This is a genomic window from Halostagnicola bangensis (genome assembly GCF_054653435.1).
In genome coordinates this window covers 1,446,426-1,469,156 of the sequence record NZ_BAAIGG010000002.1, presented here as the reverse complement: position 1 = coordinate 1,469,156, position 22,731 = coordinate 1,446,426, and the positions used below count along the sequence as shown (strand labels likewise).

Sequence of the window (22,731 nt, the reverse complement as noted above, 5' to 3'; positions counted from 1 at the left end):
CAACAATGAGTAGCCAACAACGAGAAGCCAAGGTGTACGTGAACGGATCGCTGGTGGGGACACACGAGGATCCGCACGAACTTGCCGAACAGATCCGCGAAGCGCGACGTATCGGCGACGTTTCGGAGATGGTCAACGTCTCCGTGAAAGATCGCACGCGCGAAGTAATCATCAACGCCGACGCCGGACGAGCGCGACGGCCCCTACTGGTCGTCGAGGACGGCGAACCGCGAATTACCGACGACGAGATCGAAGCGCTTCGTAACGACGAACTCGAGTTCGAAGATCTCGTCGCTCACGGCTACATCGAGTTCATCGACGCCGAGGAGGAAGAGGACATCTACGTGGCCGTCGAGGAGGACGATCTCAACGAACGCCACACGCACCTCGAGATCGATCCCCAGCTCATCTTCGGGATCGGTGCGGGGATGATTCCGTATCCGGAACACAACGCCTCGCCGCGCATTACGATGGGTGCAGGGATGATCAAGCAGTCGCTAGGACTGCCGTCGGCGAACTATCGAATTCGTCCGGACACGCGCCAGCATCTGCTACACTACCCGCAGCTCTCGATGGTCAAAACCCAGACGACCGAGCAGATCGGCTTCGACGACCGACCCGCCGCACAGAACTTCGTCGTCGCCGTGATGAGCTACGAGGGATTCAATATTGAGGACGCCCTCGTCATGAACAAGGCCTCGGTCGAACGCGCCCTCGCTCGTTCGCACTTTTTCCGAACTTACGAGGGCGAGGAACGACGCTACCCCGGCGGACAGGAGGATCGATTCGAGATTCCCTCACAGGACGTCCGCGGGGCTCGAGGCGAGGAAGCCTACACGCACTTAGACGAGGACGGACTGGTTAACCCCGAAACGAAGGTCGACGAAAACAGCGTGCTGCTCGGAAAGACGAGCCCGCCACGTTTCCTCGAGGAGCCCGACGATATGGGTGGCCTCTCGCCACAGAAACGTCGGGAGACCAGCGTCACGATGCGGTCGGGAGAGAGCGGTGTCGTCGACACGGTCACGCTGATGGAAGGCGAGGACGGCTCGAAGCTCTCGAAGGTATCCGTGCGTGACGAACGGATCCCCGAACTCGGGGACAAGTTCGCGTCTCGGCACGGCCAGAAGGGGGTTGTCGGCCACCTCGCACCCCAGGAGGACATGCCGTTTACCGAAGCGGGCGTCGTCCCCGACCTCGTGCTTAACCCGCACGCACTGCCGTCGCGGATGACGGTCGGACACATCCTCGAGATGATCGGCGGGAAACTCGGCGCGATGGAAGGCCGCCGCGTCGACGGGACGCCGTTCCTCGGCGAGGACGAAGACGAGCTCCGGGGCGGACTCGAGGAGTCCGGCTTCGAGTCGTCGGGCAAGGAAACGATGTACTCGGGCATCACGGGCGAGAAGATTGAGGCCGAGATTTTCGTCGGGATCATTTTCTACCAGAAGCTCTACCACATGGTCTCGAACAAGTTGCACGCTCGCTCTCGCGGGCCCGTGCAGGTTCTCACTCGCCAGCCGACGGAGGGTCGTGCCCGCGAGGGTGGCCTCCGTATCGGTGAGATGGAACGGGACGTCTTCATCGGCCACGGCGCGGCGATGACCCTCAAAGAGCGACTCCTCGACGAATCCGACCGTGAGTTCATCAACATCTGCGGGCAGTGTGGGATGAGCGCGGTCGAGAACGTCGAGCAGCGCCGGGTCTACTGCCCGAACTGTGACGAGGAGACCGACATCCACGAGATCGAGATGAGCTACGCGTTCAAGCTCCTCTTGGACGAGATGAAGGCGCTGGGTATCGCACCACGACTGGAACTAGTAGACGCCGTCTAACCCATGCAAAACAGCACACCAAAAGACATCGGATCGATAAACTTCGGGCTCATGGAGCCCGAGGAGTATCGGGAGATGAGCGCGACGAAGATCATCACCGCCGACACGTACGACGACGACGGGTTCCCCATCGACATGGGGCTGATGGACCCGCGACTGGGGGTCATCGACCCCGGCCTCGAGTGTAAGACCTGCGGCAAACACTCCGGGTCGTGTAACGGCCACTTCGGCCACATCGAACTGGCCGCGCCGGTCATCCACGTCGGCTTTACCAAACTCATTCGACGGCTCCTTCGCGGAACCTGTCGAGAGTGTTCGAAGCTCCTGTTGACCGAAGACGAACGGGACGAGTTCCGCGACGACATCACGGAATCCCGGAAACTCGGACGAGACCTAAACGACGTTACCAAGTCCGCGATTCGACAGGCTCGAAAGAAAGATCGGTGTCCACACTGCGGCGAAATCCAGTACGACATCGATCACGAGAAGCCGACGACCTACTATGAGGTTCAGCAGGTTCTCACGAGTGAGTTCTCCCAGCGCATCGCAGGAGCGATGCAGGGCGACGAAGAGGAAGGCATCGAGCGAACGACGCCGGACGAACTCGCCGAGAAGACCGACATCGAGATCACTCGAGTCAACGAGATCCTCTCGGGATCGTTCCGGCCACGCGAGAGCCAGCGGAAGGCTATCGAGAAGGCCTTAGATATCGACCTCACCGAGGAGGACACGAATAAGCTGATGCCGAGTGACATCCGGGACTGGTTCGAAAACATTCCCGACGAGGATATCGAAGTGCTCGGGATCGATTCCGACCGTTCCCGTCCGGAGTGGATGATTCTCACCGTGTTGCCGGTTCCGCCCGTGACGGCGCGACCGTCGATCACGTTGGACAACGGCCAGCGTTCGGAAGACGACCTCACGCACAAGCTCGTGGACATCATCCGGATCAACCAGCGGTTCATGGAGAATCGTGAGGCCGGTGCGCCACAGCTGATCATCGAGGACCTCTGGGAGCTGCTTCAGTACCACGTCACGACGTTCATGGACAACGAAATCTCCGGAACGCCGCCGGCTCGACACCGCTCGGGTCGACCGCTCAAGACCCTCAGCCAGCGACTCAAAGGCAAGGAGGGTCGGTTCCGCGGATCGCTCTCGGGGAAGCGCGTGAACTTCTCCGCCCGGACCGTCATCTCGCCGGACCCAACCCTCTCGCTCAACGAGGTCGGCGTTCCCGACCGGGTCGCCTCGGAGATGACCCAGACGATGCTCGTCACCGAGCGAAACGTCGAGGATGCACGACGATACGTCGCGAACGGGCCGAATTCGCATCCCGGTGCGAACTACGTTCGCCGACCCGACGGCCGTCGGCTGAAGGTCACCGAGAAAAACTGCGAGGCACTCGCCGGGATGACCGAGGATTCCGACGCGGAAGGAATTCAGACGATCGGTCCCGGCTGGGAGGTCAACCGACACCTCATCGACGGCGATATCGTCATCTTCAATCGCCAGCCGTCCCTACACCGGATGTCGATCATGGCCCACGAGGTCGTGGTCATGCCGTACAAGACGTTCCGTCTCAACACTGTCGTCTGTCCGCCGTACAACGCTGACTTCGACGGCGACGAGATGAACATGCACGCGTTGCAGAACGAGGAAGCCCGCGCGGAAGCGCGCGTCCTCATGCGCGTGCAAGAACAGATCCTGAGCCCCCGCTTCGGTGAGAACATCATCGGCGCGATTCAGGACCACATCTCCGGAACGTATCTGCTCACGCACGATAATCCGCGATTCAACGAGACGCAGGCGCTTGACTTGCTTCGCGCGACGCGGATCGATGAGCTGCCGGAACCGAGCGGCATCGACGACGAAGACGAGCCGTTCTGGACCGGCCACGACGTCTTCTCCGAACTCCTGCCGGACGATCTCAACCTCCACTTTACCGGCACCGTCGGCGAGGATGTGACCATTGAGGACGGACAGCTCCTCGAGGGCACCATCGCCGAGGACGAGGTTGGCGAGTTCGGCGGAGAGATCGTCGACACAATCACAAAGGAGTACGGGAACACCCGCGCTCGAGTCTTCATCAACGAAGTCTCGACGCTGGCGATGCGTGCGATCATGCACTTCGGGTTCTCGATCGGGATCGACGACGAGACGATCCCCGGAGAGGCTCAGGATCGCATCGACGAGACGATCCTCGATGCGAACGACCGCGTCGAGGAACTGATCGACGCCTACGATGCGGGCGAACTCGAGAGCCTGCCCGGCCGAACGATCGACGAAACCCTCGAGATGAAGATCATGCAGACGCTCTCGCGGGCACGTGACAACGCGGGTAACATTGCGGAGGAGCACTTCACGGAGGACAACCCGGCCGTAGTCATGGCCGAATCCGGAGCGCGTGGCTCGATGCTCAACCTGACCCAGATGGCCGGCTGTGTCGGCCAGCAGGCAGTTCGGGGAGAGCGTATCAACCGCGGCTACGAGGACCGGACCCTCTCGCACTACGAACCAAACGACCTCTCGGCTGAGGCACACGGGTTCGTCGAGAATTCCTACACGAGTGGACTCACACCGCGCGAGTTCTTCTTCCACGCGATGGGTGGCCGCGAAGGGCTGGTCGACACGGCAGTCCGGACGTCGAAGTCCGGCTACCTCCAGCGCCGGCTGATCAACGCGCTCTCGGAACTCGAGACCCAGTACGACGGGACCGTTCGAGATACGAGCGACACGATCGTTCAGTTCGAGTTCGGCGAGGACGGCACCTCGCCAGTCAAGGTCGGCTCCGACGAGGAACACGCCGTCGACGTCGACGGAATCGCCGACCGCATCGTCGAGGCCGAGTTCGAGGACGACGCCGAGAAGGCGGCGTTCATCGGTCCGAAACAGGAGACGACGAACCTCTCCGAGCACGCGGACAGTCGTCGATTGCCCGACGGCGCGGAGGTGAGCTCCGATGACTGAGATCGCCTACGACGTCAGCGAGGACACGATCGTTCTCGTCGAAGATTCGGATCTGCCGCGACGACTCAAAGACAACGTCTACGAGACGATCGAAGCTCGAGACGCGCTCACGAACGAGCAGATCAACGAAATCGTCACCGCCGTCGAGAACAAGTATGTCGATACGCGAGTCGATCCGCTCGACCCCGTTGGCACCGTCTCCGCGCAGTCGATCGGCGAACCCGGGACGCAGCTGACGATGAACACGTTCCACTACGCCGGCGTCGCGGAGATCGACGTGACCCAGGGGCTTCCACGCCTCATCGAGCTTGTCGACGCACGGAAGACGCCGGATACACCGATGATGACGGTGTTCCTCGAGGACGAGTACGCGACCGAACGCGAGAAAGCCCACGAGGTCGTCTGGAAGATCGAGGCAACGCAGATCCTCGCACTCGGTGACGTGTCGACGAACGTCGCAGATATGCGGGTCCAGATCTCGCTCAACCAGGATACGCTCGAGGAGCGGATGATCACGGCCGAAGAGGTCGCGGATATCATCGAGGACAATCTCGGCGTGAAAACGGTTCAGCAGGGGGCGACGATCGAGTTCGGTCCCGAAGAGCCGTCCTACCGCGATCTCCTCCAGCTCGTTGAAGAGCTTCGGGATATCACGTTCAAGGGTATCGAAGAGGTCTCTCGGGTCGTTATCCGGCGCGAAGAGTTGGACGACGGCAACGAGGAGTTCGTCCTCTACACCGAGGGGTCGGCCTTCGGCGACGCGCTCGCGATCGAGGGCGTCGACGCCTCGCGGACGAAGTGTAACAACATCCACGAGATTCACCGCAACCTCGGGATCGAGGCCGCTCGAGAGACGATCATCGAGGAGACGAACAACACGCTGGCCGAGCAGGGGCTCGACGACGTGAACGTTCGGCACCTGATGCTCGTCGCCGACATGATGAGCAACGAAGGAACGATCGAGTCGATCGGTCGCCACGGTATTTCCGGATCGAAAGATTCCGTCCTCGCGAGGGCGGCGTTCGAGGTCACGGTTAACCACCTCCTGAACGCGGCGATTCACGGCGAGATCGACGAACTCGATGGCGTCACGGAGAACGTCATCGTCGGCAAACCGATCAAGCTCGGAACCGGCGACGTCGACCTGCGGATGGGATCGACCGGGTCGGGTAGTCAAGCCGACTGATGGGCGTCACCCTCGAGGACGAGGCGCGCCGGTACCTCGCGGCCTTCGAAGACGCGACTGAGACAACGGGCCAGGACTGTCTCGTCGACGACGACCAGTTGTTAATCGTGGTCGAAAGCGGCGAGATGGGCGAAGCGATCGGGCCCGGCGGGCAGAACGTGATGCAGTTCGAGGATCGCGTCGACAAGTCGGTTCGGCTCGTCGAAAACGCGGACGATCCCGAGACGTTCGTCGCGAACACGCTCGCACCCGCCGCGGTGTACAACGTAACGGTCAGCGAGAACGACGACCTCGTCGCCTACGTCGAGGTCGCGGACGAAGACCGCGGCGTCGCGATCGGTTCGAACGGCGAGACGATCGAGCGGGCACGCACGTTGTGCGACCGGCACTTCGGATTCGACGACGTGCAGTTGATCTGACGCGGTCGCGAGTTTCCTTTTGCGAGAAACGAGTTGACTCGAGGGACGTCTTTCGCGATGGAGGGTTCGAGATGCGTTCCGAAACGGGAAAGCCGAGCTGTCGGCGAACGTTCGGACACCTCCTGCCCGCCGAGGGGCGCTACGCCGCGTTCTGCCCGTAACTCGAGTCGTTATGAAACGCGCTCAGATTCCTCGAGGGGGGTACCTCGAGCGTTCTCGGGACGTAACACCGACTCCAAACAGGGATGCTTAAGTGCCTCCGTCGGATACCGACGTGCATGGCAAACGGCAAATACGCCGCGCGCAAGCTCAAGAAGGACCGCCAGAATCAGCGGTGGTCCGACTCTGACTACGCGCGCCGTGCACGTGGACTTCGAGAGAAGTCCGACCCGCTCGAGGGTGCCCCGCAGGCTCGCGGGATTGTCCTCGAGAAGGTTGGTATCGAGGCAAAACAGCCGAACTCGGCGATTCGAAAGTGCGTCCGAGTGCAGCTGATCAAGAATGGAAAGCAGGTCACCGCGTTCTGTCCCGGTGACGGTGCAATTTCGTTCATCGACGAGCACGACGAAGTGACCATCGCCGGTATCGGTGGAGCGAAGGGTCGTGCGATGGGTGACCTTTCCGGTGTTAACTACAAGGTTGACAAGGTCAACGGTGTCGCACTCAAAGAACTCGTTCGCGGAAACGCGGAAAAACCGGTGCGATAATCATGGCGGCAGAAGACCAACCAGACCCAGATGCACCCGCCGGCGATGCTGACGTTTCGGCGCAGCTGTTCGGCAAGTGGGATATCGGCGAAATCGAGTACGGCGACCCCTCGACGGAGCGATACATCAACGCGACGCCCGTTGCTCACACCGCGGGCCGACACGCGAGCAAGCAGTTCCAGAAGTCCCAGATCTCGATCGTCGAGCGCTTTATCAACCGGCTGATGCAGACCGAAGAGAACACGGGCAAGAAACAGCAGACGCTGAACCTCGTCCGTGAGGCCTTCGACATCATCCACGAACGCACGGAGGAAAACCCCGTGCAGGTGCTCGTTTCGGCCGTCGAAAACGCCGCACCTCGAGAGGAGACCGTCCGCCTGAAATACGGTGGCATCTCCGTTCCGAAGGCGGTTGACGTTGCCCCACAGCGACGTGTCGACCAGTCGCTGAAGTTCATCGCCGACGGCGTCCAGAACAATTCTTTCAAGACGCCGACGCCCGCCGAGGAGGCGATCGCGAGTCAGCTGATCGGTGCCGCGGACTACGACGTCCAGACGTACGCGATCAGTCAGAAAGAAGAAAAAGAGCGCGTCGCGGCCGCCGCACGCTAACGCGTTTTTCACTTTTGTTTTCAGCCCCTCGAGAGCGATAGCTCTCGTTTTCACGGTAGGCGGTTTTGAGTGGTTTCGGATCTCTACAGGCGGAGCAGGCCGAGTGCCTCGGGGCTTGACCCCGAGGGTGAAGGCCGTAAGCCACGCTAAACGTGTTCCGTTCGCTCGATATACTACGGCGATTTGTCGCCACGGCACTCGAGAGCACAGCCATCTTCGTGACGGCCCTCGAGCAATCGACGGTTTCGCGCTGGAACCGTTCTCTCCGAATCGTTCCCAGGAGCGGCCGAACTAGAACTGTTCAGCACACGAGAGGATATACGTCGTCCAGAGAAGCGTCGTCACGCCGTATACCAGATCGGCGCCGTAGGCGGGAGGGACGAACGCGACCCAGAGGAGTCCAAAGAGAACAGTTCCGGCTAGGGCCAGTACGAGCGGGTACCGAGAAAACTGGGGCCGTGCTAATCCCACTCCATTTGTGGCCGAATAGTTCCAGACGATGACTCCGGCACCAAGGCCTGCAAACACGAGCGCCCCCGTAACCCACGTGAACGTCGGCGTCACGATTCCGGGTTGGGTTCCCCCGAACAACAACACGACGGAGGCGACTGTGAGAGCGATTGTATCGACGGCGAATCGAACGGGGCTCGAGAGGGTAGGCGTCTTATTCATTTATGTGCTCGGGGCGATTGTGTAAGAAATCTATATATTGTCCCATAATAGTTTCGGCAGTAGTGAGTGAACGAGGCTCCCGTGGGAGGAATTGACAGAGGATGTCGTCAGAGATCACGCGGTGATGGTTCAGAAACCAACTCGCACACGCTTGTCCGGGCCGTAGCTCTCATCTGGGACGGAGTCGTTCGTTCTCTCGAGCACGGTTGCCTCGGCTTCAGTCCGCCGCTACGGTGTCGTCGCTGACGTAGGATCGCGTCGCGTCCACGAGCACTTGCTTGTAGGAACTCGAGTCCGGTTCCTCGGCCAACTCTCGAAACCGTTCCCTGAATCCCTCGAAATCGATTCCGGGGGCGTCCATCGCGGCCGCGTGGGCGAGGTCGTACAGTCGGTGGTCGTCCTCGAGGAGGTCGTGACGTTCGGCCAGCGCCAGCGCAAACGCGGCGTTGACTGCGGTGATTTCGGGGTCGGCGCTCGGCGAGATTCGCTCGAGGCCGGGTCTCGAAGGCGGGTTCGGTCGATCCGCGACCGCCGCCGCGAGCGAGGACTCGAGGAAGGCAAGTAGTTTCTCGCCGGGGCCCACCGAGAGGGTGATGTCGTCGGCGTAGATGTCTTTCATGTGATTGGCGATCTGGTAGCAGTGGGCGAGTTTTCGGCGCTCGACGCGCTTGCCCGCGAGCGAGAGGTAGAGTACTTCGTCGATGGACTGGGTGTGGGAGGGGTGGGCCTCCTCGTGGCGGGCCATGTGGGCGAACTCGTGGAGGGCGAGTTCGCTGGCCATCGCGCTCGAGGCGACCTGTCTCGAGATGTTCAGCACGTGGTAGTCATCGTAGTGGGCGGCCCAGGTCCGTTCGTCGGGGTCGTCTCTGAGACGAACGGTAACGGGGAGCGAGAGGTCGTGTTCGGTTTCGAAGCGGTCACGGGCGCTGAGAAAGGGGGCGGCGGGGCCCGATCCGTGCACGCGGAGATCCATGGTTATCAGTAGCAAGGGCTGGTCGTGTATGTCTTTTTCGCCCGTTCGTCGGCGTCGAGCACTGTTGCTCGAGCCGGTGGGGGTTTCGGTTGCGATGAGATCCGCTGAAGGTTCCGTTCTGTCGGTTCGATCTTGCGTGGCATTCACTCACGGAAACGGGAGATTCACGTCATCCAGCGGGTTATTGTCTCGATTTCCGACGCCAGCGAAACACTACCCTTTTGACCCCACTGCCGGTAAAGGTGGATATATGGGCCGACGCAAGAAGATCGTACAGGAGTGTGAACGGTTGATGGACGAACCGGAGAACATCCGGAACATCGCTATCGCCGCTCACGTTGATCACGGTAAAACGACGCTTTCGGACAATCTGCTGGCCGGTGCCGGCATGATCTCCGACGACACTGCCGGTGAACAGCTCGCGATGGACACGGAAGAAGACGAGCAGGAACGTGGGATCACCATCGACGCGGCGAACGTTTCGATGACCCACGAGTACGAGGACACGAACCACCTCATCAACCTCATCGACACGCCGGGCCACGTCGACTTCGGTGGCGACGTAACCCGTGCGATGCGTGCCGTTGACGGTGCGCTCGTCGTCGTCGACGCCGTCGAGGGTGCCATGCCACAGACCGAAACGGTCCTCCGGCAGGCGCTTCGCGAAGGCGTCAAACCGACCCTGTTCATCAACAAGGTCGACCGCCTGATTTCCGAACTGCAGGAGGGTCCCGAGGAGATGCAACAGCGTCTCGTCTCGGTCATCAACGATGTCAACGAATTGATCCGGGGAATGACCCAGGATATGGACGACATCGAGGACTGGACGGTTTCCGTCGAAGACGGTACCGTCGGCTTCGGTTCCGCACTCTACAAGTGGGGTGTCTCGATGCCGTCGATGCAACGGACCGGCATGGACTTCGCCGAGATCATGGAACTCGAGCGCTCGGACAGTCGCCAGGAGCTCCACGAGAAGACGCCGCTGTCGGACGTCGTACTCGACATGGTCTGTGAGCACTTCCCGAACCCAGTCAACGCACAGCCGCGTCGTATTCCGCGGGTCTGGCGTGGCGACGCCGAATCCGAACTCGCAGAGCAGATGCGCCTCGTCGACGAATCCGGCGAAGTCGTCCTGATGGTCACCGATATCTCGATGGACCCACACGCCGGCGAAATCGCCAGCGGTCGTGTCTTCTCAGGAACACTCGAGAAGGGCCAGGAACTCTATGTCTCCGGGACTGCGGGCAAGAACCGCGTTCAGTCCGTCGGTATCTACATGGGTGGCGAACGCGAGGAAGTGGACAACGTTCCGGCGGGGAACATCGCCGCCGTCACCGGTCTTCGGGATGCGATCGCCGGTTCGACCGTCTCGAGCACGGAGATGACGCCGTTCGAATCGATCGAGCACATCTCGGAACCGGTCATCACCAAGAGCGTCGAGGCACAGACCATGGACGACCTGCCGAAGCTGATCGAAACGCTCCGACAGGTCTCCAAGGAGGATCCGACGATCCAGATTACGATCAACGAGGATACGGGCGAACACCTGATCTCCGGTCAGGGTGAGCTCCACCTCGAGGTTATCACCCAGCGTATCGAGAAGAACCAGGGGATTCCGGTCAACACCGGTGAACCGATCGTTGTCTACCGCGAGGCGATCCAGCAGGCCAGCGATCAGGTCGAGGGGATCTCGCCGAACCGCCACAACCGTTTCTACATCTCCGTCGAGCCGCTCTCGGAGGAGCTCGTCGACACGATCAAGATGGGCGAGGCGTCCATGGACATGCCCGAGCAGGAACGCCGCGAAGCCCTGCAGGAATCCGGCATGGACAAAGATGACTCCCAGGACGTCGAGCACATTCACGGCTCGAACATCCTGCTGGACCAGACGAAAGGTATCCAGCACTTGAACGAGACGATGGAGCTGTTCATCGAGGGACTCGAGGACGCCCTCGACAACGGTCCGCTCGCGAACGAGCCGGTCCAGGGAACGCTCATCCGACTTCACGACGCACGACTCCACGAGGACACCATCCACCGTGGCCCTGCACAGGTTATCCCGGCAACGCGAAACGCCGTCCACAAGTCGCTGATCGACGGCCAGATCAAGATGCTCGAGCCGATGCAGGACTGCCGTATCGACGTGCCGAACGACCACATGGGTGCCGCCTCCGGCGAGATCCAGGGTCGTCGTGGCCGCGTCGACGACATGTACCAGGAAGGAGACCTCATGGTCGTCGAGGGTATCGCGCCCGTCGACGAGATGATCGGATTCGCGAGCGACATTCGCTCCGCGACCGAGGGTCGCGCCTCCTGGAACACGGAGAACGCAGGGTTCGAGGTCATGTCCGACTCGCTCCAGCGTGAGAAGGTTATGGAGATCCGAGAGCGCAAGGGCATGAAACTCGAACTGCCGCCAGCTATCGAGTATATCTAAGGCCCTTCTGCGGATCCCGTTTTGCGGATATCGCCTTTTCGATCGTCCCTTCGGTTGAGAGCCGCTTCTTCGTTCCGTATGCGATTATTGAATCGGCTGCAGTTGCTGGCCTTAGTTACTCTTATTAACGAAACGCAACTTCTGAGCACCAAGTTGTGCCGGTAGTTGGCGCTTCGTTGAAACAGTTAACGTAGCAGGTCTACAGGCTGAACAGGCCGAATGTCTCGAGTAAGCAACTGGCCGTGCGTCTCGTTATTCGCGCTCGCCCGCTCCGAGCGCACTCTCGCCGACTTTCTCGTGGCCCTCGATAACCTCCTGACCGCCCATGTACGGCCGAAGCGCCTCGGGAATCGTCACGGTTCCGTCGTCGTTCTGATGATACTCGAGGACCGCCACCATCACTCGAGGAAGCGCGAGCCCGGAGGCATTCAGCGTGTGCAGGTACTCGGCCGATTCGTGTCGTTCGGGTCGGTATCGAAGCCCGGCGCGACGGGCCTGGAACTCCTTGAAATTCGAGGCCGAGGAGACCTCGAGCCACCGCCCGCCTTCCTCAGGGCCGTCTTCCATGTCGTCGCCAGGCGACCAGACTTCGATGTCGTAGGTCTTGGCCGAGGCGAAGGTCAGGTCGCCGGTACAGAGCTCGAGGATTCGGTAGGGAAGCTCGAGTTTACGCAGGACTTCTTCTGCTTCCCCGAGCAACGACTCGAGGCGTTCCTCGCTGTCTTCGGGGTCGACGAAGTTGACCAGTTCGACCTTGTTGAACTGGTGGACGCGGACGATGCCCCGCGTCTCGGTCCCGTGCTCGCCGGCTTCGCGTCGGAAGTTCGGCGAGTAGGCCTGATGCTTGAGCGGGAGGTCGTCGGAAAGCAGGATCTCGTCGGCGTACATGTTGGTGACCGAGACCTCCGCGGTCGGACAGAGCCAGAGATCGTCGTCGTCGTACGCTTCCTCGTTATCCCCGCTGAGACGGTAGGCGTCGTCGGCGAACTTCGGGAGCTGGCCGGTTCCGCGCATCGACTGGCTGTTGACCGGCACGGGCGGGAAGATATCGACGTAGTCCTGCTCACGGTGGACGTCGAGCATAAACTGGATCAGCGCGTGCTCGAGGCGGGCACCGTCGCCTTTCAGGAAGTAGAAGCCGGAGCCGGTCGTCTTCGCGCCGCGAGCCTCGTCGATGATATCGAGTTCCTCGCCCAAATCGTAGTGGGGGACGACCTCCTCGGGCAGGTCGTGCTCGCCGTCGAAGCCCCAGCGGCGGTGTTCGACGTTGTCGGCCTCGTCCTCGCCGACGGGGACGCTCTCGTCGGGGACCTGTGGGATTTCGAGCATCCGCGCTTCGAGTTCGTCCTCGAGTTCCGAAGCCTCGGATTCGACGTCCTCAATGTCGGCTTTGAGCGACTGCGATCGCTCGATGGCTTCCTCGGCCTCGCCGTCTTTGCCCTCCTGTTTCAGTTCGCCGATCTGAGAGCTAATCTCGTTGCGCTCGTGACGAAGCTCGTCGCCGCGTGCTTTCAGTTCGCGCCAGCGTTCGTCGAGGTCGAGGATCTCGTCGAAATCGACGTCGGTCCCTCGATTCTCGAGAGCGTCGCGTACCGCGTCAGGGTTCTCGCGTAGATAGGTCCGATCGAGCATTGAACGGTGATTCTTTGTCGCTCGGCAAAACCGTGTCGGAAGACGACGTTTCGCGCGAATCAAATCGCAACGAGACCACCCGATCCGGAACGAGTGGTCGTAATCCGTCTTGGGATGACTCATATCGTCACTGTCCGCTTCGAAGCCGAAGTTCGCGGGAAACGCTTTTTTGCCGGGAGCGCAGTTCTCCGCTATGGATCCGTTCGAGGGTGAGGCGTCGTCGCGGCCCGTCGAGTACGAGCCCGTCAGCGTCAAAGACGTTCTGGTCGAGATGAAAGACACTGCCGAGCTGTTGATTGACCTCTCTTACTCTGCGGTATTACACCGTAACGAGGAGCTCGCGACGGAAGTCCTCCGATTGGAAGAGCGCATGGACGTCCTCGAGCTTCGCGCGCGAATGAGCCTGATGATGGCCGCGCGCAGTCCGGACGAAGCAGAACAGCTCGCGCCAGTGCTCGGTATCGTCGCCGCGGCGGGACTGATCAGCGACGCCGCCGGCGATATCGCGAAGATCGTCCTCGAGGATATCAGACTTCCCGAGGCGATGCGCGCGGCGCTCCCCGAGGCGGTCGAGATGCTCGTCCGCGGCGTTGTCGACGGCGATTCCGAGTACGAGGGCCGGACGCTCGAGGATATCGACCTCGAATCTAAAACCGGCGTGCGGGTTATCGCACTTCGCCGGGGTGAGGAGTGGTTGCTCAATCCTGGTCCGACGACCCGTATCGAGGCCGATGACGTCGCGTTTCTTCGCGGCCCCGAGTCGTCGATCGGCGACGTGTTCGAACAACTCACAGGCAAGCCCTACGACCCGCCGGCAACAGATGCGCCGGCGATCGACGACTTAGAGCGCGCCGTCGACACGATCGTGCACATGAAGAACCTCTCGGAGCTGGCTGTCGATCTGGCTTACAGCTCTATTCTCTTCGACAGCGAGGAACTCGCCGAGGAAGTTCGAAACCTCGAGGTCGAAGTCGACGCCATGGAGTCGCGCTTCGAAGCCTGGACGCTGCGAGCGGCCGCCGACGCCGAAGACCCGGTCGCGCTTCGGGGACTGATTCACCTCGGGAGCAGTACGGAGGTCATCAGCGACGCCGCAGTCGACATCAGCGAGGGCGTTCTCAGGGATATCGACGTTCACCCGGTCGTCCACCTCGCGGTCCAAGAGAGCGACGAGATCCTCACTCGCGTCGAACTCGAGGAGGGAAGCGAACTCGACGGCACGTCCGTGACCGCCGGCGTTCCCGACGTCGATGCGACGATGTCCGTTATCGCGATCCGTCGCCCCGAGGAGGGATGGCTGCTCGTCGGCGAAGCCGGCGCGACACTCCGCGGCGGGGATGTTCTCATTTCGAAAGGGACGCGAACGGCGGCCGACGAATTCGAAAAATTAGCGCGGGCCTGACTCGCGGGGCATCGGCCGTTCGCGGCGATCGTTACCGCTCGTCGAGGACGTATTTTCCGACGGCGAGAACGAGGACGAGACTGATCAGTATCATCGCCCCCTGGGAAATCGCGGCGACGCTCGAGTCGACGCTTTCTCCGGTGACCAGTGCGATGATGTCCGGGATTCCCCGGAGGGATCCCATGACTCCCAAGAGCGCCAGGATTCCGACCCCGTAGATGCTCAGCCGTTCTCGATTCGTTTCCCGGCCGACGGCACCCAGGGCGGTGATCACCACGCCGAAGACGGCCGGGATTAGCGCCGTGACACTCGCGAAGTCAGAGAGTACGTAGGCCCCGACGCCGAGCGCGACGAGGACGATTCCGAGCACGATCGAGAGCGTCGTCTGTAGCGTTCCGTTGTCACTCATAGTTGATGCATGTCTACGACCGTGAATAAGCGTTTCTTGAGACCGTTCGTTGAGTCCACGCTCGTCCCTTCCCGGTGCCGATCAGAAACCGAGCACGAGCGCCGAAACGCCGATGAAAATAACCATCCCGAAGACGTCGACGACGTTCGTGACGATCGGGATCGTCGTGTCGTCGGGGTCGATCCCGAGCCGGAACGAGGCGTACGTCGCGGCGAAGCTGAAGATGACCGCAATCACCGCGACCGACATCCCGCTGATCAGCGAAATCGTCAGCAGCACCGACAGCGGGAGCGCGGCGCCGATGACCTGCCCGATGAGCCACGCGCCGACCGCGAGTGCGGTGAATATCGTCGCGCCGAGGGCGAGGACGGCGAGGACGTTTGCCCACAGCTCTCGATCGCGCGGATCGAAATCCGTCGTCCCCAGGTGAAGCCGCGTCGAGAGCCTCGAGCTCAATATCGCGCCGAGGTTTCCGCCCATGTCGACCATCGTCGGGACCATGACGGCGAGCAACCCGTACTCGGTGAGCATTTCCTCTGCGTCCTCGAGCGTGATCCCCGCGATCAGCACGATTACGGTGAGAACGATCAACAGCGGGAACATGTTGCCGACGATGCTCCGGACGTCCCACGTCCCGAGCGAGCCCTGCGGAACGACCATCAGACGATCACCTCGACGATGCCGATGGCGAACAGCAAGAACAGCATGCCGAAGATGTCACCGAGCGTGGTGACGATCGGGCCGACGAGGTTGTCCGGGTCGTACCCGTACTTGTAGCCGGCGAAGATCAACGCCAGCAGTCCGAATATCAACACGAACGAGGTTAGTACGCCCGCGATGAGCATGATCCCAATGAACTCGTAGAGTGCGGCGGACTCCCAGCCGATGATCTGGAGTGCGAGCCACGTTACGACGCCGATCACGACCGAGATGCCGATGCCGTTGATAAACGACGCCACGACCGCGTTGACGAGTCGCTCGTTCCAGTCGAATCGCGGTTCGATCAGTCCCTGGTGGAGTCCGCTCGAGATGCGTCCGCCGAGCGCGCCGTAGACGTTTCCTCGCGTGGCCAGAAAGACGGGGACCATCACGAGTAAGCCGGGAAATCGTTCGACGCTTTCGACCATTCCCTCGAGTACTAATCCGGCGAAGAGGCCGCCGCCAAGCGCGATGAACAGGATGGGGATCGCTTCACGGTAGATCGACCAGACGTCACCGCGGACACTCATATCTGTGACTCACACAGTACCCTGTTAAACCTAACGAGAAGGGACTCTGACGACCGGATATCGGGCTCTCGTCGCTTCGGATGAGGTATTTCAATCGGGTGGACGACTGGCGACGGATGGACAGGATTTTAAGCCAGCGTGGGCTAGACCAGCCCACTATGGGTAAAAAATCGAAGGGCAAGAAAAAACGTCTCGCTAAGCTCGAGAACCAGAACAGCCGCGTTCCGTCCTGGGTTATGCTCAAGACCGACATGAACGTCCAGCGAAACCCGAAGCGACGCAACTGGCGTCGTAGCGACACCGACGAGTAAGGATATCTATGAGTGCAACTGATTTCGAAGAACGTGTTGTTACCGTCCCACTGCGCGATGTGAAGAAGGGTGCAAACCACGAAGCCGCAGGTCGTGCAATGACAATCATCCGCGAACACCTCGCAAAACACTTCGCGGTCGACGAAGACGCCGTCCGACTCGACCCCTCGATCAACGAGACCGTCTGGTCGGAAGGCCGATCGAACCCGCCGCGAAAGCTTCGCGTTCGCGCCGCGCGATTCGACGAAGACGGCGAGGTCATCGTCGAGGCCGAGGTCGCCGACTAACTTGCTACGTGCCTCCTTCACCGGATCGTCCTATATTGGCGTCTTCGCCCGTGCGACCGATTCGTGTCTGCTCGTCCGGCCCGATGCCGACGACGACACCGTCGACGGGCTCGCCGAGGAACTCAGTGTCGATCCGGTACGGACGACAGTCGGTGGCTCCTCGACGGTCGGCGCGCTCGCGACGGGCAACGAAAACGGCTTGCTCGTCAGCACTCGCGTCCTCGATATCGAGCGCGAGGAGATCGAAGACGCCGTCGGCGTTCCCGTCGCGGAGCTTCCGGGAAGTATCAACGCCGCCGGAAACGTCGTGCTGGCCAACGATTACGGCGCGTACGTCCACCCCGATCTGCCGCGCGAAGCGATCAAAATCGTTAAAGACACCCTCGAGGTGCCGGTCGAACGCGGCAACCTCGCGGGCGTTCGGACGGTCGGGACAGCCGCCGTCGCGAACAACACGGGCGTCCTCTGCCATCCAAAGGCGACCGACGCGGAACTCGACTTGCTCGAGGAGGCACTCGACGTCCGGGCCGATGTCGGAACGATCAACTACGGCGCTCCGCTCGTGGGCTCCGGGTTGCTCGCGAACGAGTCGGGCTACGCCGTCGGCGAGAATACGACGGGGCCCGAACTCGGTCGGATCGAAGACGCGCTCGGCTACATCGACTGAGTCGTCGACTGGATCGACTGAGTTGCCGAGACCGGTTTATTGATTCCGTAGACGTGTTTTCTTACGGTTTTGTCCTTTAATCCTGTATTCGACTTTAGGCCCGTATTAGCCCTCACCCGAGCCGCTGGTGGAGTGAGTCTTGCGGGTACTCTCACCGGATTGTTTCAGTGGCGATAATCACCGTTTCTCGAATTTGTGCCGAACGATATCGCTCTCGTCGTCCCACTCGAAGTGGTCGTGAGCGTGTTCGAGCATGGCTCTGTACGCCTCGAGATCCTCGAGGCCTTCGGCCCGTGCGTCTTCGTCGGTCAGGTCTCCCAGCGTGCGCTCCGTGATCTCGGTGACTTCGAACGTCGTCCCGTCGATGGCGAACGTATCGCCCGGGTCGGCGTACTGATTGCCGCGGTGGATCTGTGTGACCTCGCCTCCGAGAGCCTGTTCGCGCATTCGTTCGCTCGGCAGGAGTTCGCCTGGTTCGATCTCGCTCATAGCTCGAGTTCGCTCGCCAGGAGGAAAACTGTTCAGCTGCTCGAGTCGGTATCAGTCGTTTTCTCCGCCTCTCGAGTCAACTCACGAGCGTGATGAGAACGAACAGCGTCGCAATAGAAACCAGCGTCGTCGCGAAGACGTTCAACGACGCGAACTCTTCGTCGCCGCCGAGTTCGTTCGCGAACACGAACGTCGAGACGGCCGTCGGCGTTCCGAGCATGACGACGCTCGCGGTGAACGTCGCCTCGTCGACGGTCAGCAGCGAGAAGACGATCCAGGCGAGCACCGGCATGCAGACGATTTTGAGTGCAATCACCGATCCGGATGCGCCGAAATCGACCGCTGGTAGATCGACTTGTAGTGACGCCCCGACACAGAGCAACGCGAGCGGGAGGGCAAACGCCCCGACGATATCGAGTCCGCTCGCGACGAGCGCGGGAACCGTAACGGATGAACTGGAACCGATACCGAGCCCCGCAAGAAGCGCGATGAGAACGGGGTTCTTGAACAGGCCTTTGAGCTCCCGTCGGATCTTCGTGTCCGCTTCGTTGACGAAGACGAGGATGAGCACCGTCATCGGCAACTGAATCAGTGAAATAATACCAAGGATCACACCCGCAATTGCGGTCACCTCGGCACCGAACGTCGCCGCGACGAGCGGAAATCCGAGATAGCCGAGGTTCGAGTGATACGATTGGACGATTGCGACGCTCTGGAGCGGTCTCGAGGACCGATTTCGGTGGACGATCCAGGCGAGTCCTGCCGTCGAAAACAACACGAAGAGTAGCCCCACAAACAGCGCGGGAGAAAGCAGTTCCTCGACCGCTTGATCGTACGTGGAGATGAAGATGAGCGCCGGGAGCGCGACGTAATAGGCGACATCGTTTAGCCGCGCAGTTCTGCTCGTATCGAGTATCCCGCTGGCCCGCAATCCGGTACCGACGAGTAACAACACGAGAAGCGCAAGCAGTCGCCAGACGACCTCCATGCCCCGGCACAGTTCACGTGGTGTCTTTTACCGTTCGGTTTGGAGTCAATTACGGAGTAACCAGTCTGAAAATAATATGGGAACTGGGGTCGTCGTTCGGACACGACACCGGATGGGAAGGCAAGGTTCTTCCGGCTCCCCGACGGAGCAATGGGCATGAGTGAATTCAACGTTAGCGGTCGATTCAAAAACCGAGATGGTTACGCACCGTTCGAGACGACGATCGAAGCCGAGAACGAGAACGTCGCTCGCGAGCACGTGCTTTCCCAGATTGGGAGTCGACACGGCGTCAAACGGACCGGAATCGAACTCGAGGAGGTATCCCAGCAATGAGTAGTCAGCAGGAACTCCAGCAGCTCTCTCAGCAGATTCAAGAGCTCGACGAGCAGATCGAAGCGCTCGAAGGGAACGTCGAAGCGATCCAGCAAGAGCAGACCGAAGTCGACGAGGCAATCGAAGCCGTCGAAACCCTCGAGTCGGACTCGGTCGTGCAGGTTCCCCTCGGTGGCGGCGCGTACGTTCGTGCAACCGTCGAAGATATCGACGAAGTGATCGTCGAACTCGGTGCCGATTACGCAGCAGAGTTCGAGCGAGAGGGCGCAGTCGACACGCTCGAGAACAAAAAGGAGAACCTCGACGACGAGATCGACGAGGTCAACGCACAGATCTCCGAACTCGAAGCAGAGAGTTCGCAACTCGAGCAGCAGGCTCAGCAGATGCAACAGCAAGCGATGCAACAGCAGATGCAGCAGATGCAGGGCCAGCAGGGTCAAGGTCCTGACGAATAAGTCGATTACGACCCATGTTCGATAACCTGAAGGAGAAACTCGGGAGCTTCCGGAAAGACGCCGAAGCGGCCGCCGAAGAGAACGCCGAGGAGGTCGACGACGATGTGGATACGGCGTCAGATCTCGAGGACGACGAAGCCGCCGCGGATGGCGAACTCGCCGAAAACGACGCTGGTAGCGAGACCGCCGACGCGGCGACGAGCCCGGACGCGTCCGAGGAACCACGAACAGATACCGTCGATGCGGCGCAGGACGGTTCTTCGCCCGACCCGGAACTCGAAGACAGTGTCTCCGCGGCCGATGTGGCGGACGGATCCGCGGCCAACATGGCAGATGGCTCCGCGGCCGCAACCGATGTCGACACCGCTTCGGTCGACGACGTTTCGAACGATCCGTCGTCGGCAGTCGATAGTTCGTCTCCGTCGGGAACCGGTGGCGTGACGGCGGGGACCGCCGCCGACGAACCGGTGCCGTCGGAGGCGGACGCGACTGACGCCGAAGCGGCCGCAGATGCCGCCGAATCGAGTGCTGACGAAGCGGATGCGGACGACGAACGCGACGACAACGGCTCGACCGGCTTCGGTCGCAAGGCCAAATCCCTCGTTCGCGGGAAGTTCGTCATCGAGGAAGAGGACCTCGAGGGGCCGCTTCAGGAACTCGAGTTCGCGTTGCTCTCGAGCGACGTCGAGATGGGCGTCGCGGAGGAGGTCCTCGACAACATCCGCGACGAACTGATCGGCGAGACGCGGACGTTTACGACTTCGACGGGCGACGTCGTCGAAGAGGCCTTACGCGATGCGATTTACGACGTCATCAGCGTTGGCCAGTTCGACTTCGACGAGCGCATCGCGATCGAAGACAAGCCGATCGTCATCATCTTTACCGGCGTCAACGGCGTCGGGAAGACGACCTCGATCGCGAAACTCGACCGGTACTTCGAGGAACGCGGCTACTCGAGCGTGATGGCCAACGGCGACACGTATCGGGCGGGTGCCAACGAGCAGATCCGCGAACACGCCGAGGCGCGGGACAGCAAGCTCATCGCCCACGATCAGGGCGGGGACCCCGCTGCAGTGTTGTACGACGCCGTCGAGTACGCTGAAGCGAACGATATCGACGTCGTCCTCGGCGATACGGCGGGTCGGCTCCACACCGACGAAGGGTTGATGGATCAACTCGAGAAGATCGGTCGCGTCGTCGGCCCCGATATGACCCTGTTCGTCGACGAGGCCGTCGCCGGACAGGACGCGGTGAACCGCGCTCGAGAGTTCGACGAGGCCGCCGAGATCGACGGGGCGATTCTGACGAAGGCGGACGCCGACTCGAACGGCGGCGCGGCGATTTCGGTGGCTCACGTTACCGGGAAACCGATCCTCTTCCTTGGCGTCGGCCAGGAGTACGACGATCTCGAGCGGTTCGATCCCGAGGAGATGGCGGATCGACTGCTCGAGGACGAGTAGTCGTTGTCGAGGGTAGATTCGGCTCGAGTCCGATGCGACGTTTCTCGTATTTGTGCGATGTTCGGTGGTTGCAAGCGCCCGGATCAATTTCTTAGTCTCCGCTATTGTAACCGGCTTGCCATGGCTATCGACACAGTTCTCGTGGTCGGTTCGACGGGTACGCAAGGCGGGGCCGTCGCCCGGCATCTCCTCGAGCGGGATTTCGAGGTGCTTGCGCTGACTCGAGACAAAGACAAACACGAGTCACACCAACTCGCCGAGCGAGGGGCCGAGATCGTCGAGGGGAGCCTCGAAGAGAAAAACAGCATCGAACCGCTCGTCGAAGCTGCCGACGGCGTCTTCTTGATGACTAACTACTGGGAGCACGGCTACGACGACGAGGTCGAACAGGGACGGAACGTGATCGAACTGGTCGACGACGTGGGAGTCGATCACTTCGTTTTCTCCTCGGTCGGCGGAGCCGAACGCGACAGCGGCATTCCCCACTTCGAGTCGAAGTGGGAGATCGAAACGATGATCGACGACCGCGAACTCCCGGCGACGGTCGTCCGTCCGGTCTTCTTCGCCCAGAATCTCGAGGGCTTTCGCGAGTCGATCGAGGACGGGACGCTCGCGATGGGACTCGAGCCGTCGAACCCGTTGCAGGTCCTCGATGTCGAGGATCTGGGCGCGTTCGTCGCGGAAGTGTTCGCCGATCCCGAGGTTCACGAGGGGGAATCTTCCGAACTCGCGAGCGACGAACTCTCGCTTCGTGCGATGGCCGTTCGCTTCGCCGACGTGCTCGAGACGCCCGTTCGCGCCCAGCATCTCTCGATAGACGACGTCGAGGAGAGCCAGGGCGAGGAGTACGCCGTGATGTTCGAGTGGTTCAACGAATCGGGCTACGAATCACCGATCGACGAACTTCGGGCCGAGTACGAGATCCCGTTCAACCGCCTCGAGACGTATCTCGAGCGGGAGTGGCGTGACTAACGGGTGACGTTCCAATTGCTGGCCGTTCGGTCCGGCGAGCCGTCCGGATTGGAACGCCAATTGGGCCGGCACGAGACTCGCAATTGGCTGAAATATGATAGTAAAGAAATTTGTCTCTCGAATCGATATTCGGCCCCGTAGCACCTACCGGAAACAATTTCCGCGAATACGCGACGGCCGCTTCGGTGCCAGTGATGACCGAACCCGTTCAGTTCGTTTCGAAGTCTCTTCTCGCTCGGGCCAGTTCGGTTCGTGGTAATATTGACCGGATTATCCTAGCCCCGTCATGG

At 61.1% G+C, this 22,731-nt stretch carries 23 protein-coding genes; 15 read left to right on the top strand and 8 right to left on the bottom strand.

The annotated features are described in order from the left end of the window. Positions 1–5: 5 nt before the first annotated feature. The 6 genes from rpoB (at position 6) to ACYQ14_RS08955 (ending at position 7,725) form a co-directional block, all read left to right on the top strand. On the top strand, positions 6–1,835 hold the full coding sequence (gene rpoB / locus ACYQ14_RS08980) for a DNA-directed RNA polymerase subunit B (RefSeq protein WP_459887258.1): 1,830 nt from the start codon (positions 6–8) through the stop codon (positions 1,833–1,835). Between the two features lie 3 nt (positions 1,836–1,838). Beyond that, positions 1,839–4,802 (top strand): DNA-directed RNA polymerase subunit A', encoded by a 2,964-nt coding sequence (locus ACYQ14_RS08975; RefSeq protein WP_459887256.1) that lies wholly within the window; start codon positions 1,839–1,841, stop codon positions 4,800–4,802. Then, on the top strand, positions 4,795–5,988 hold the full coding sequence (rpoA2, locus tag ACYQ14_RS08970) for a DNA-directed RNA polymerase subunit A'' (RefSeq protein ID WP_459887255.1): 1,194 nt from the start codon (positions 4,795–4,797) through the stop codon (positions 5,986–5,988). Before ACYQ14_RS08975 ends, rpoA2 begins: the two co-directional genes overlap by 8 nt. Next, positions 5,988–6,407, top strand: coding sequence for a NusA-like transcription termination signal-binding factor (locus ACYQ14_RS08965; RefSeq protein WP_459887253.1), 420 nt, complete (start codon positions 5,988–5,990; stop codon positions 6,405–6,407). Before rpoA2 ends, ACYQ14_RS08965 begins: the two co-directional genes overlap by 1 nt. Before the next feature lie 278 nt (positions 6,408–6,685). Further along, positions 6,686–7,114, top strand: coding sequence for a 30S ribosomal protein S12 (locus tag ACYQ14_RS08960; protein WP_004267302.1), 429 nt, complete (start codon positions 6,686–6,688; stop codon positions 7,112–7,114). Positions 7,115–7,116: 2 nt separating this feature from the next. Then, positions 7,117–7,725 (top strand): 30S ribosomal protein S7, encoded by a 609-nt coding sequence (locus ACYQ14_RS08955; RefSeq protein ID WP_459887251.1) that lies wholly within the window; start codon positions 7,117–7,119, stop codon positions 7,723–7,725. A 291-nt stretch (positions 7,726–8,016) separates the two neighbouring features. Here the strand turns inward: ACYQ14_RS08955 and ACYQ14_RS08950 are convergent, their stop codons facing one another. Together ACYQ14_RS08950 and ACYQ14_RS08945 are read right to left on the bottom strand one after the other, a co-directional pair. After that, the gene (locus ACYQ14_RS08950) at positions 8,017–8,397 is read right to left on the bottom strand and encodes a hypothetical protein (RefSeq protein ID WP_459887250.1); all 381 of its coding nucleotides are present in this window, start codon (positions 8,395–8,397) and stop codon (positions 8,017–8,019) included. Between the two features lie 217 nt (positions 8,398–8,614). After that, the gene (locus ACYQ14_RS08945; RefSeq protein ID WP_459887248.1) at positions 8,615–9,370 is read right to left on the bottom strand and encodes a DUF5781 family protein; all 756 of its coding nucleotides are present in this window, start codon (positions 9,368–9,370) and stop codon (positions 8,615–8,617) included. A gap of 250 nt (positions 9,371–9,620) precedes the next feature. Between ACYQ14_RS08945 and ACYQ14_RS08940 the strand changes: the two genes are divergently transcribed. Further along, positions 9,621–11,807 (top strand): elongation factor EF-2, encoded by a 2,187-nt coding sequence (locus tag ACYQ14_RS08940; RefSeq protein WP_459887247.1) that lies wholly within the window; start codon positions 9,621–9,623, stop codon positions 11,805–11,807. Between the two features lie 252 nt (positions 11,808–12,059). Here ACYQ14_RS08940 and serS read toward each other — a convergent pair whose 3' ends face one another. Next, positions 12,060–13,439: a serine--tRNA ligase gene (gene serS, locus ACYQ14_RS08935; RefSeq protein ID WP_459887245.1), complete on the bottom strand. Its 1,380-nt coding sequence runs from the start codon at positions 13,437–13,439 to the stop codon at positions 12,060–12,062. A 193-nt stretch (positions 13,440–13,632) separates the two neighbouring features. Here serS and ACYQ14_RS08930 point away from each other — a divergent pair, with 193 nt between their 5' ends. Then, positions 13,633–14,841 (top strand): potassium channel family protein, encoded by a 1,209-nt coding sequence (locus tag ACYQ14_RS08930; protein WP_459887243.1) that lies wholly within the window; start codon positions 13,633–13,635, stop codon positions 14,839–14,841. A 31-nt stretch (positions 14,842–14,872) separates the two neighbouring features. Here ACYQ14_RS08930 and ACYQ14_RS08925 read toward each other — a convergent pair whose 3' ends face one another. The 3 genes from ACYQ14_RS08925 to ACYQ14_RS08915 form a co-directional block, all read right to left on the bottom strand. Beyond that, on the bottom strand, positions 14,873–15,250 hold the full coding sequence (locus ACYQ14_RS08925) for a hypothetical protein (protein WP_459887241.1): 378 nt from the start codon (positions 15,248–15,250) through the stop codon (positions 14,873–14,875). A gap of 81 nt (positions 15,251–15,331) precedes the next feature. After that, positions 15,332–15,910, bottom strand: coding sequence for a magnesium transporter (locus ACYQ14_RS08920; RefSeq protein ID WP_459887240.1), 579 nt, complete (start codon positions 15,908–15,910; stop codon positions 15,332–15,334). Further along, positions 15,910–16,479: a magnesium transporter gene (locus ACYQ14_RS08915; protein WP_459887238.1), complete on the bottom strand. Its 570-nt coding sequence runs from the start codon at positions 16,477–16,479 to the stop codon at positions 15,910–15,912. The genes ACYQ14_RS08920 and ACYQ14_RS08915 overlap by 1 nt, the downstream gene beginning before the upstream one ends. 158 nt (positions 16,480–16,637) lie before the next feature. Here ACYQ14_RS08915 and ACYQ14_RS08910 point away from each other — a divergent pair, with 158 nt between their 5' ends. Genes ACYQ14_RS08910 through ACYQ14_RS08900 form a run of 3 tightly spaced genes read left to right on the top strand, consistent with a single transcriptional unit; the run spans position 16,638 to position 17,744 of the window. Further along, positions 16,638–16,790, top strand: coding sequence for a 50S ribosomal protein L39e (locus ACYQ14_RS08910; RefSeq protein ID WP_049951558.1), 153 nt, complete (start codon positions 16,638–16,640; stop codon positions 16,788–16,790). A gap of 8 nt (positions 16,791–16,798) precedes the next feature. After that, complete coding sequence (locus tag ACYQ14_RS08905; protein WP_283836812.1) at positions 16,799–17,077, top strand: 50S ribosomal protein L31e; 279 nt, start codon at positions 16,799–16,801, stop codon at positions 17,075–17,077. Between the two features lies 1 nt (position 17,078). Further along, entirely contained in the window at positions 17,079–17,744 is a 666-nt protein-coding gene (locus ACYQ14_RS08900) for a translation initiation factor IF-6 (RefSeq protein WP_459887236.1), read from the top strand. 177 nt (positions 17,745–17,921) lie between these two features. Here the strand turns inward: ACYQ14_RS08900 and ACYQ14_RS08895 are convergent, their stop codons facing one another. Both ACYQ14_RS08895 and ACYQ14_RS08890 read right to left on the bottom strand, forming a co-directional pair. Beyond that, complete coding sequence (locus ACYQ14_RS08895; RefSeq protein ID WP_459887234.1) at positions 17,922–18,233, bottom strand: ASCH domain-containing protein; 312 nt, start codon at positions 18,231–18,233, stop codon at positions 17,922–17,924. A 76-nt stretch (positions 18,234–18,309) separates the two neighbouring features. Next, positions 18,310–19,221: an AEC family transporter gene (locus tag ACYQ14_RS08890; protein WP_459887232.1), complete on the bottom strand. Its 912-nt coding sequence runs from the start codon at positions 19,219–19,221 to the stop codon at positions 18,310–18,312. 156 nt (positions 19,222–19,377) lie between these two features. Between ACYQ14_RS08890 and rpl18a the strand changes: the two genes are divergently transcribed. The 4 genes from rpl18a (at position 19,378) to ACYQ14_RS08870 (ending at position 22,441) form a co-directional block, all read left to right on the top strand. Next, complete coding sequence (gene rpl18a / locus ACYQ14_RS08885) at positions 19,378–19,554, top strand: 50S ribosomal protein L18Ae (protein WP_283836818.1); 177 nt, start codon at positions 19,378–19,380, stop codon at positions 19,552–19,554. After that, positions 19,551–20,009, top strand: a complete 459-nt coding sequence (gene pfdA, locus ACYQ14_RS08880; protein ID WP_283836819.1) for a prefoldin subunit alpha — start codon at positions 19,551–19,553, stop codon at positions 20,007–20,009. The genes rpl18a and pfdA overlap by 4 nt, the downstream gene beginning before the upstream one ends. A gap of 14 nt (positions 20,010–20,023) precedes the next feature. Beyond that, positions 20,024–21,469, top strand: coding sequence for a signal recognition particle-docking protein FtsY (gene ftsY / locus ACYQ14_RS08875; RefSeq protein WP_459887230.1), 1,446 nt, complete (start codon positions 20,024–20,026; stop codon positions 21,467–21,469). Positions 21,470–21,589: 120 nt separating this feature from the next. Further along, complete coding sequence (locus tag ACYQ14_RS08870) at positions 21,590–22,441, top strand: NmrA/HSCARG family protein (RefSeq protein ID WP_459887228.1); 852 nt, start codon at positions 21,590–21,592, stop codon at positions 22,439–22,441. Positions 22,442–22,731: the final 290 nt, after the last annotated feature.

Bases quoted from the DNA above. Each gene is read 5' to 3' on its own strand.
- rpoB (WP_459887258.1), top strand. From the start codon at position 6: ATGAGTAGCCAACAACGAGAAGCCAAGGTGTACGTGAACGGATCGCTG.
- ACYQ14_RS08975 (WP_459887256.1), top strand. From the start codon at position 1,839: ATGCAAAACAGCACACCAAAAGACATCGGATCGATAAACTTCGGGCTC.
- rpoA2 (WP_459887255.1), top strand. From the start codon at position 4,795: ATGACTGAGATCGCCTACGACGTCAGCGAGGACACGATCGTTCTCGTC.
- ACYQ14_RS08965 (WP_459887253.1), top strand. From the start codon at position 5,988: ATGGGCGTCACCCTCGAGGACGAGGCGCGCCGGTACCTCGCGGCCTTC.
- ACYQ14_RS08960 (WP_004267302.1), top strand. From the start codon at position 6,686: ATGGCAAACGGCAAATACGCCGCGCGCAAGCTCAAGAAGGACCGCCAG.
- ACYQ14_RS08955 (WP_459887251.1), top strand. From the start codon at position 7,117: ATGGCGGCAGAAGACCAACCAGACCCAGATGCACCCGCCGGCGATGCT.
- ACYQ14_RS08950 (WP_459887250.1), bottom strand. From the start codon at position 8,397: ATGAATAAGACGCCTACCCTCTCGAGCCCCGTTCGATTCGCCGTCGAT.
- ACYQ14_RS08945 (WP_459887248.1), bottom strand. From the start codon at position 9,370: ATGGATCTCCGCGTGCACGGATCGGGCCCCGCCGCCCCCTTTCTCAGC.
- ACYQ14_RS08940 (WP_459887247.1), top strand. From the start codon at position 9,621: ATGGGCCGACGCAAGAAGATCGTACAGGAGTGTGAACGGTTGATGGAC.
- serS (WP_459887245.1), bottom strand. From the start codon at position 13,439: ATGCTCGATCGGACCTATCTACGCGAGAACCCTGACGCGGTACGCGAC.
- ACYQ14_RS08930 (WP_459887243.1), top strand. From the start codon at position 13,633: ATGGATCCGTTCGAGGGTGAGGCGTCGTCGCGGCCCGTCGAGTACGAG.
- ACYQ14_RS08925 (WP_459887241.1), bottom strand. From the start codon at position 15,250: ATGAGTGACAACGGAACGCTACAGACGACGCTCTCGATCGTGCTCGGA.
- ACYQ14_RS08920 (WP_459887240.1), bottom strand. From the start codon at position 15,910: ATGGTCGTTCCGCAGGGCTCGCTCGGGACGTGGGACGTCCGGAGCATC.
- ACYQ14_RS08915 (WP_459887238.1), bottom strand. From the start codon at position 16,479: ATGAGTGTCCGCGGTGACGTCTGGTCGATCTACCGTGAAGCGATCCCC.
- ACYQ14_RS08910 (WP_049951558.1), top strand. From the start codon at position 16,638: ATGGGTAAAAAATCGAAGGGCAAGAAAAAACGTCTCGCTAAGCTCGAG.
- ACYQ14_RS08905 (WP_283836812.1), top strand. From the start codon at position 16,799: ATGAGTGCAACTGATTTCGAAGAACGTGTTGTTACCGTCCCACTGCGC.
- ACYQ14_RS08895 (WP_459887234.1), bottom strand. From the start codon at position 18,233: ATGAGCGAGATCGAACCAGGCGAACTCCTGCCGAGCGAACGAATGCGC.
- ACYQ14_RS08890 (WP_459887232.1), bottom strand. From the start codon at position 19,221: ATGGAGGTCGTCTGGCGACTGCTTGCGCTTCTCGTGTTGTTACTCGTC.
- rpl18a (WP_283836818.1), top strand. From the start codon at position 19,378: ATGAGTGAATTCAACGTTAGCGGTCGATTCAAAAACCGAGATGGTTAC.
- pfdA (WP_283836819.1), top strand. From the start codon at position 19,551: ATGAGTAGTCAGCAGGAACTCCAGCAGCTCTCTCAGCAGATTCAAGAG.
- ftsY (WP_459887230.1), top strand. From the start codon at position 20,024: ATGTTCGATAACCTGAAGGAGAAACTCGGGAGCTTCCGGAAAGACGCC.
- ACYQ14_RS08870 (WP_459887228.1), top strand. From the start codon at position 21,590: ATGGCTATCGACACAGTTCTCGTGGTCGGTTCGACGGGTACGCAAGGC.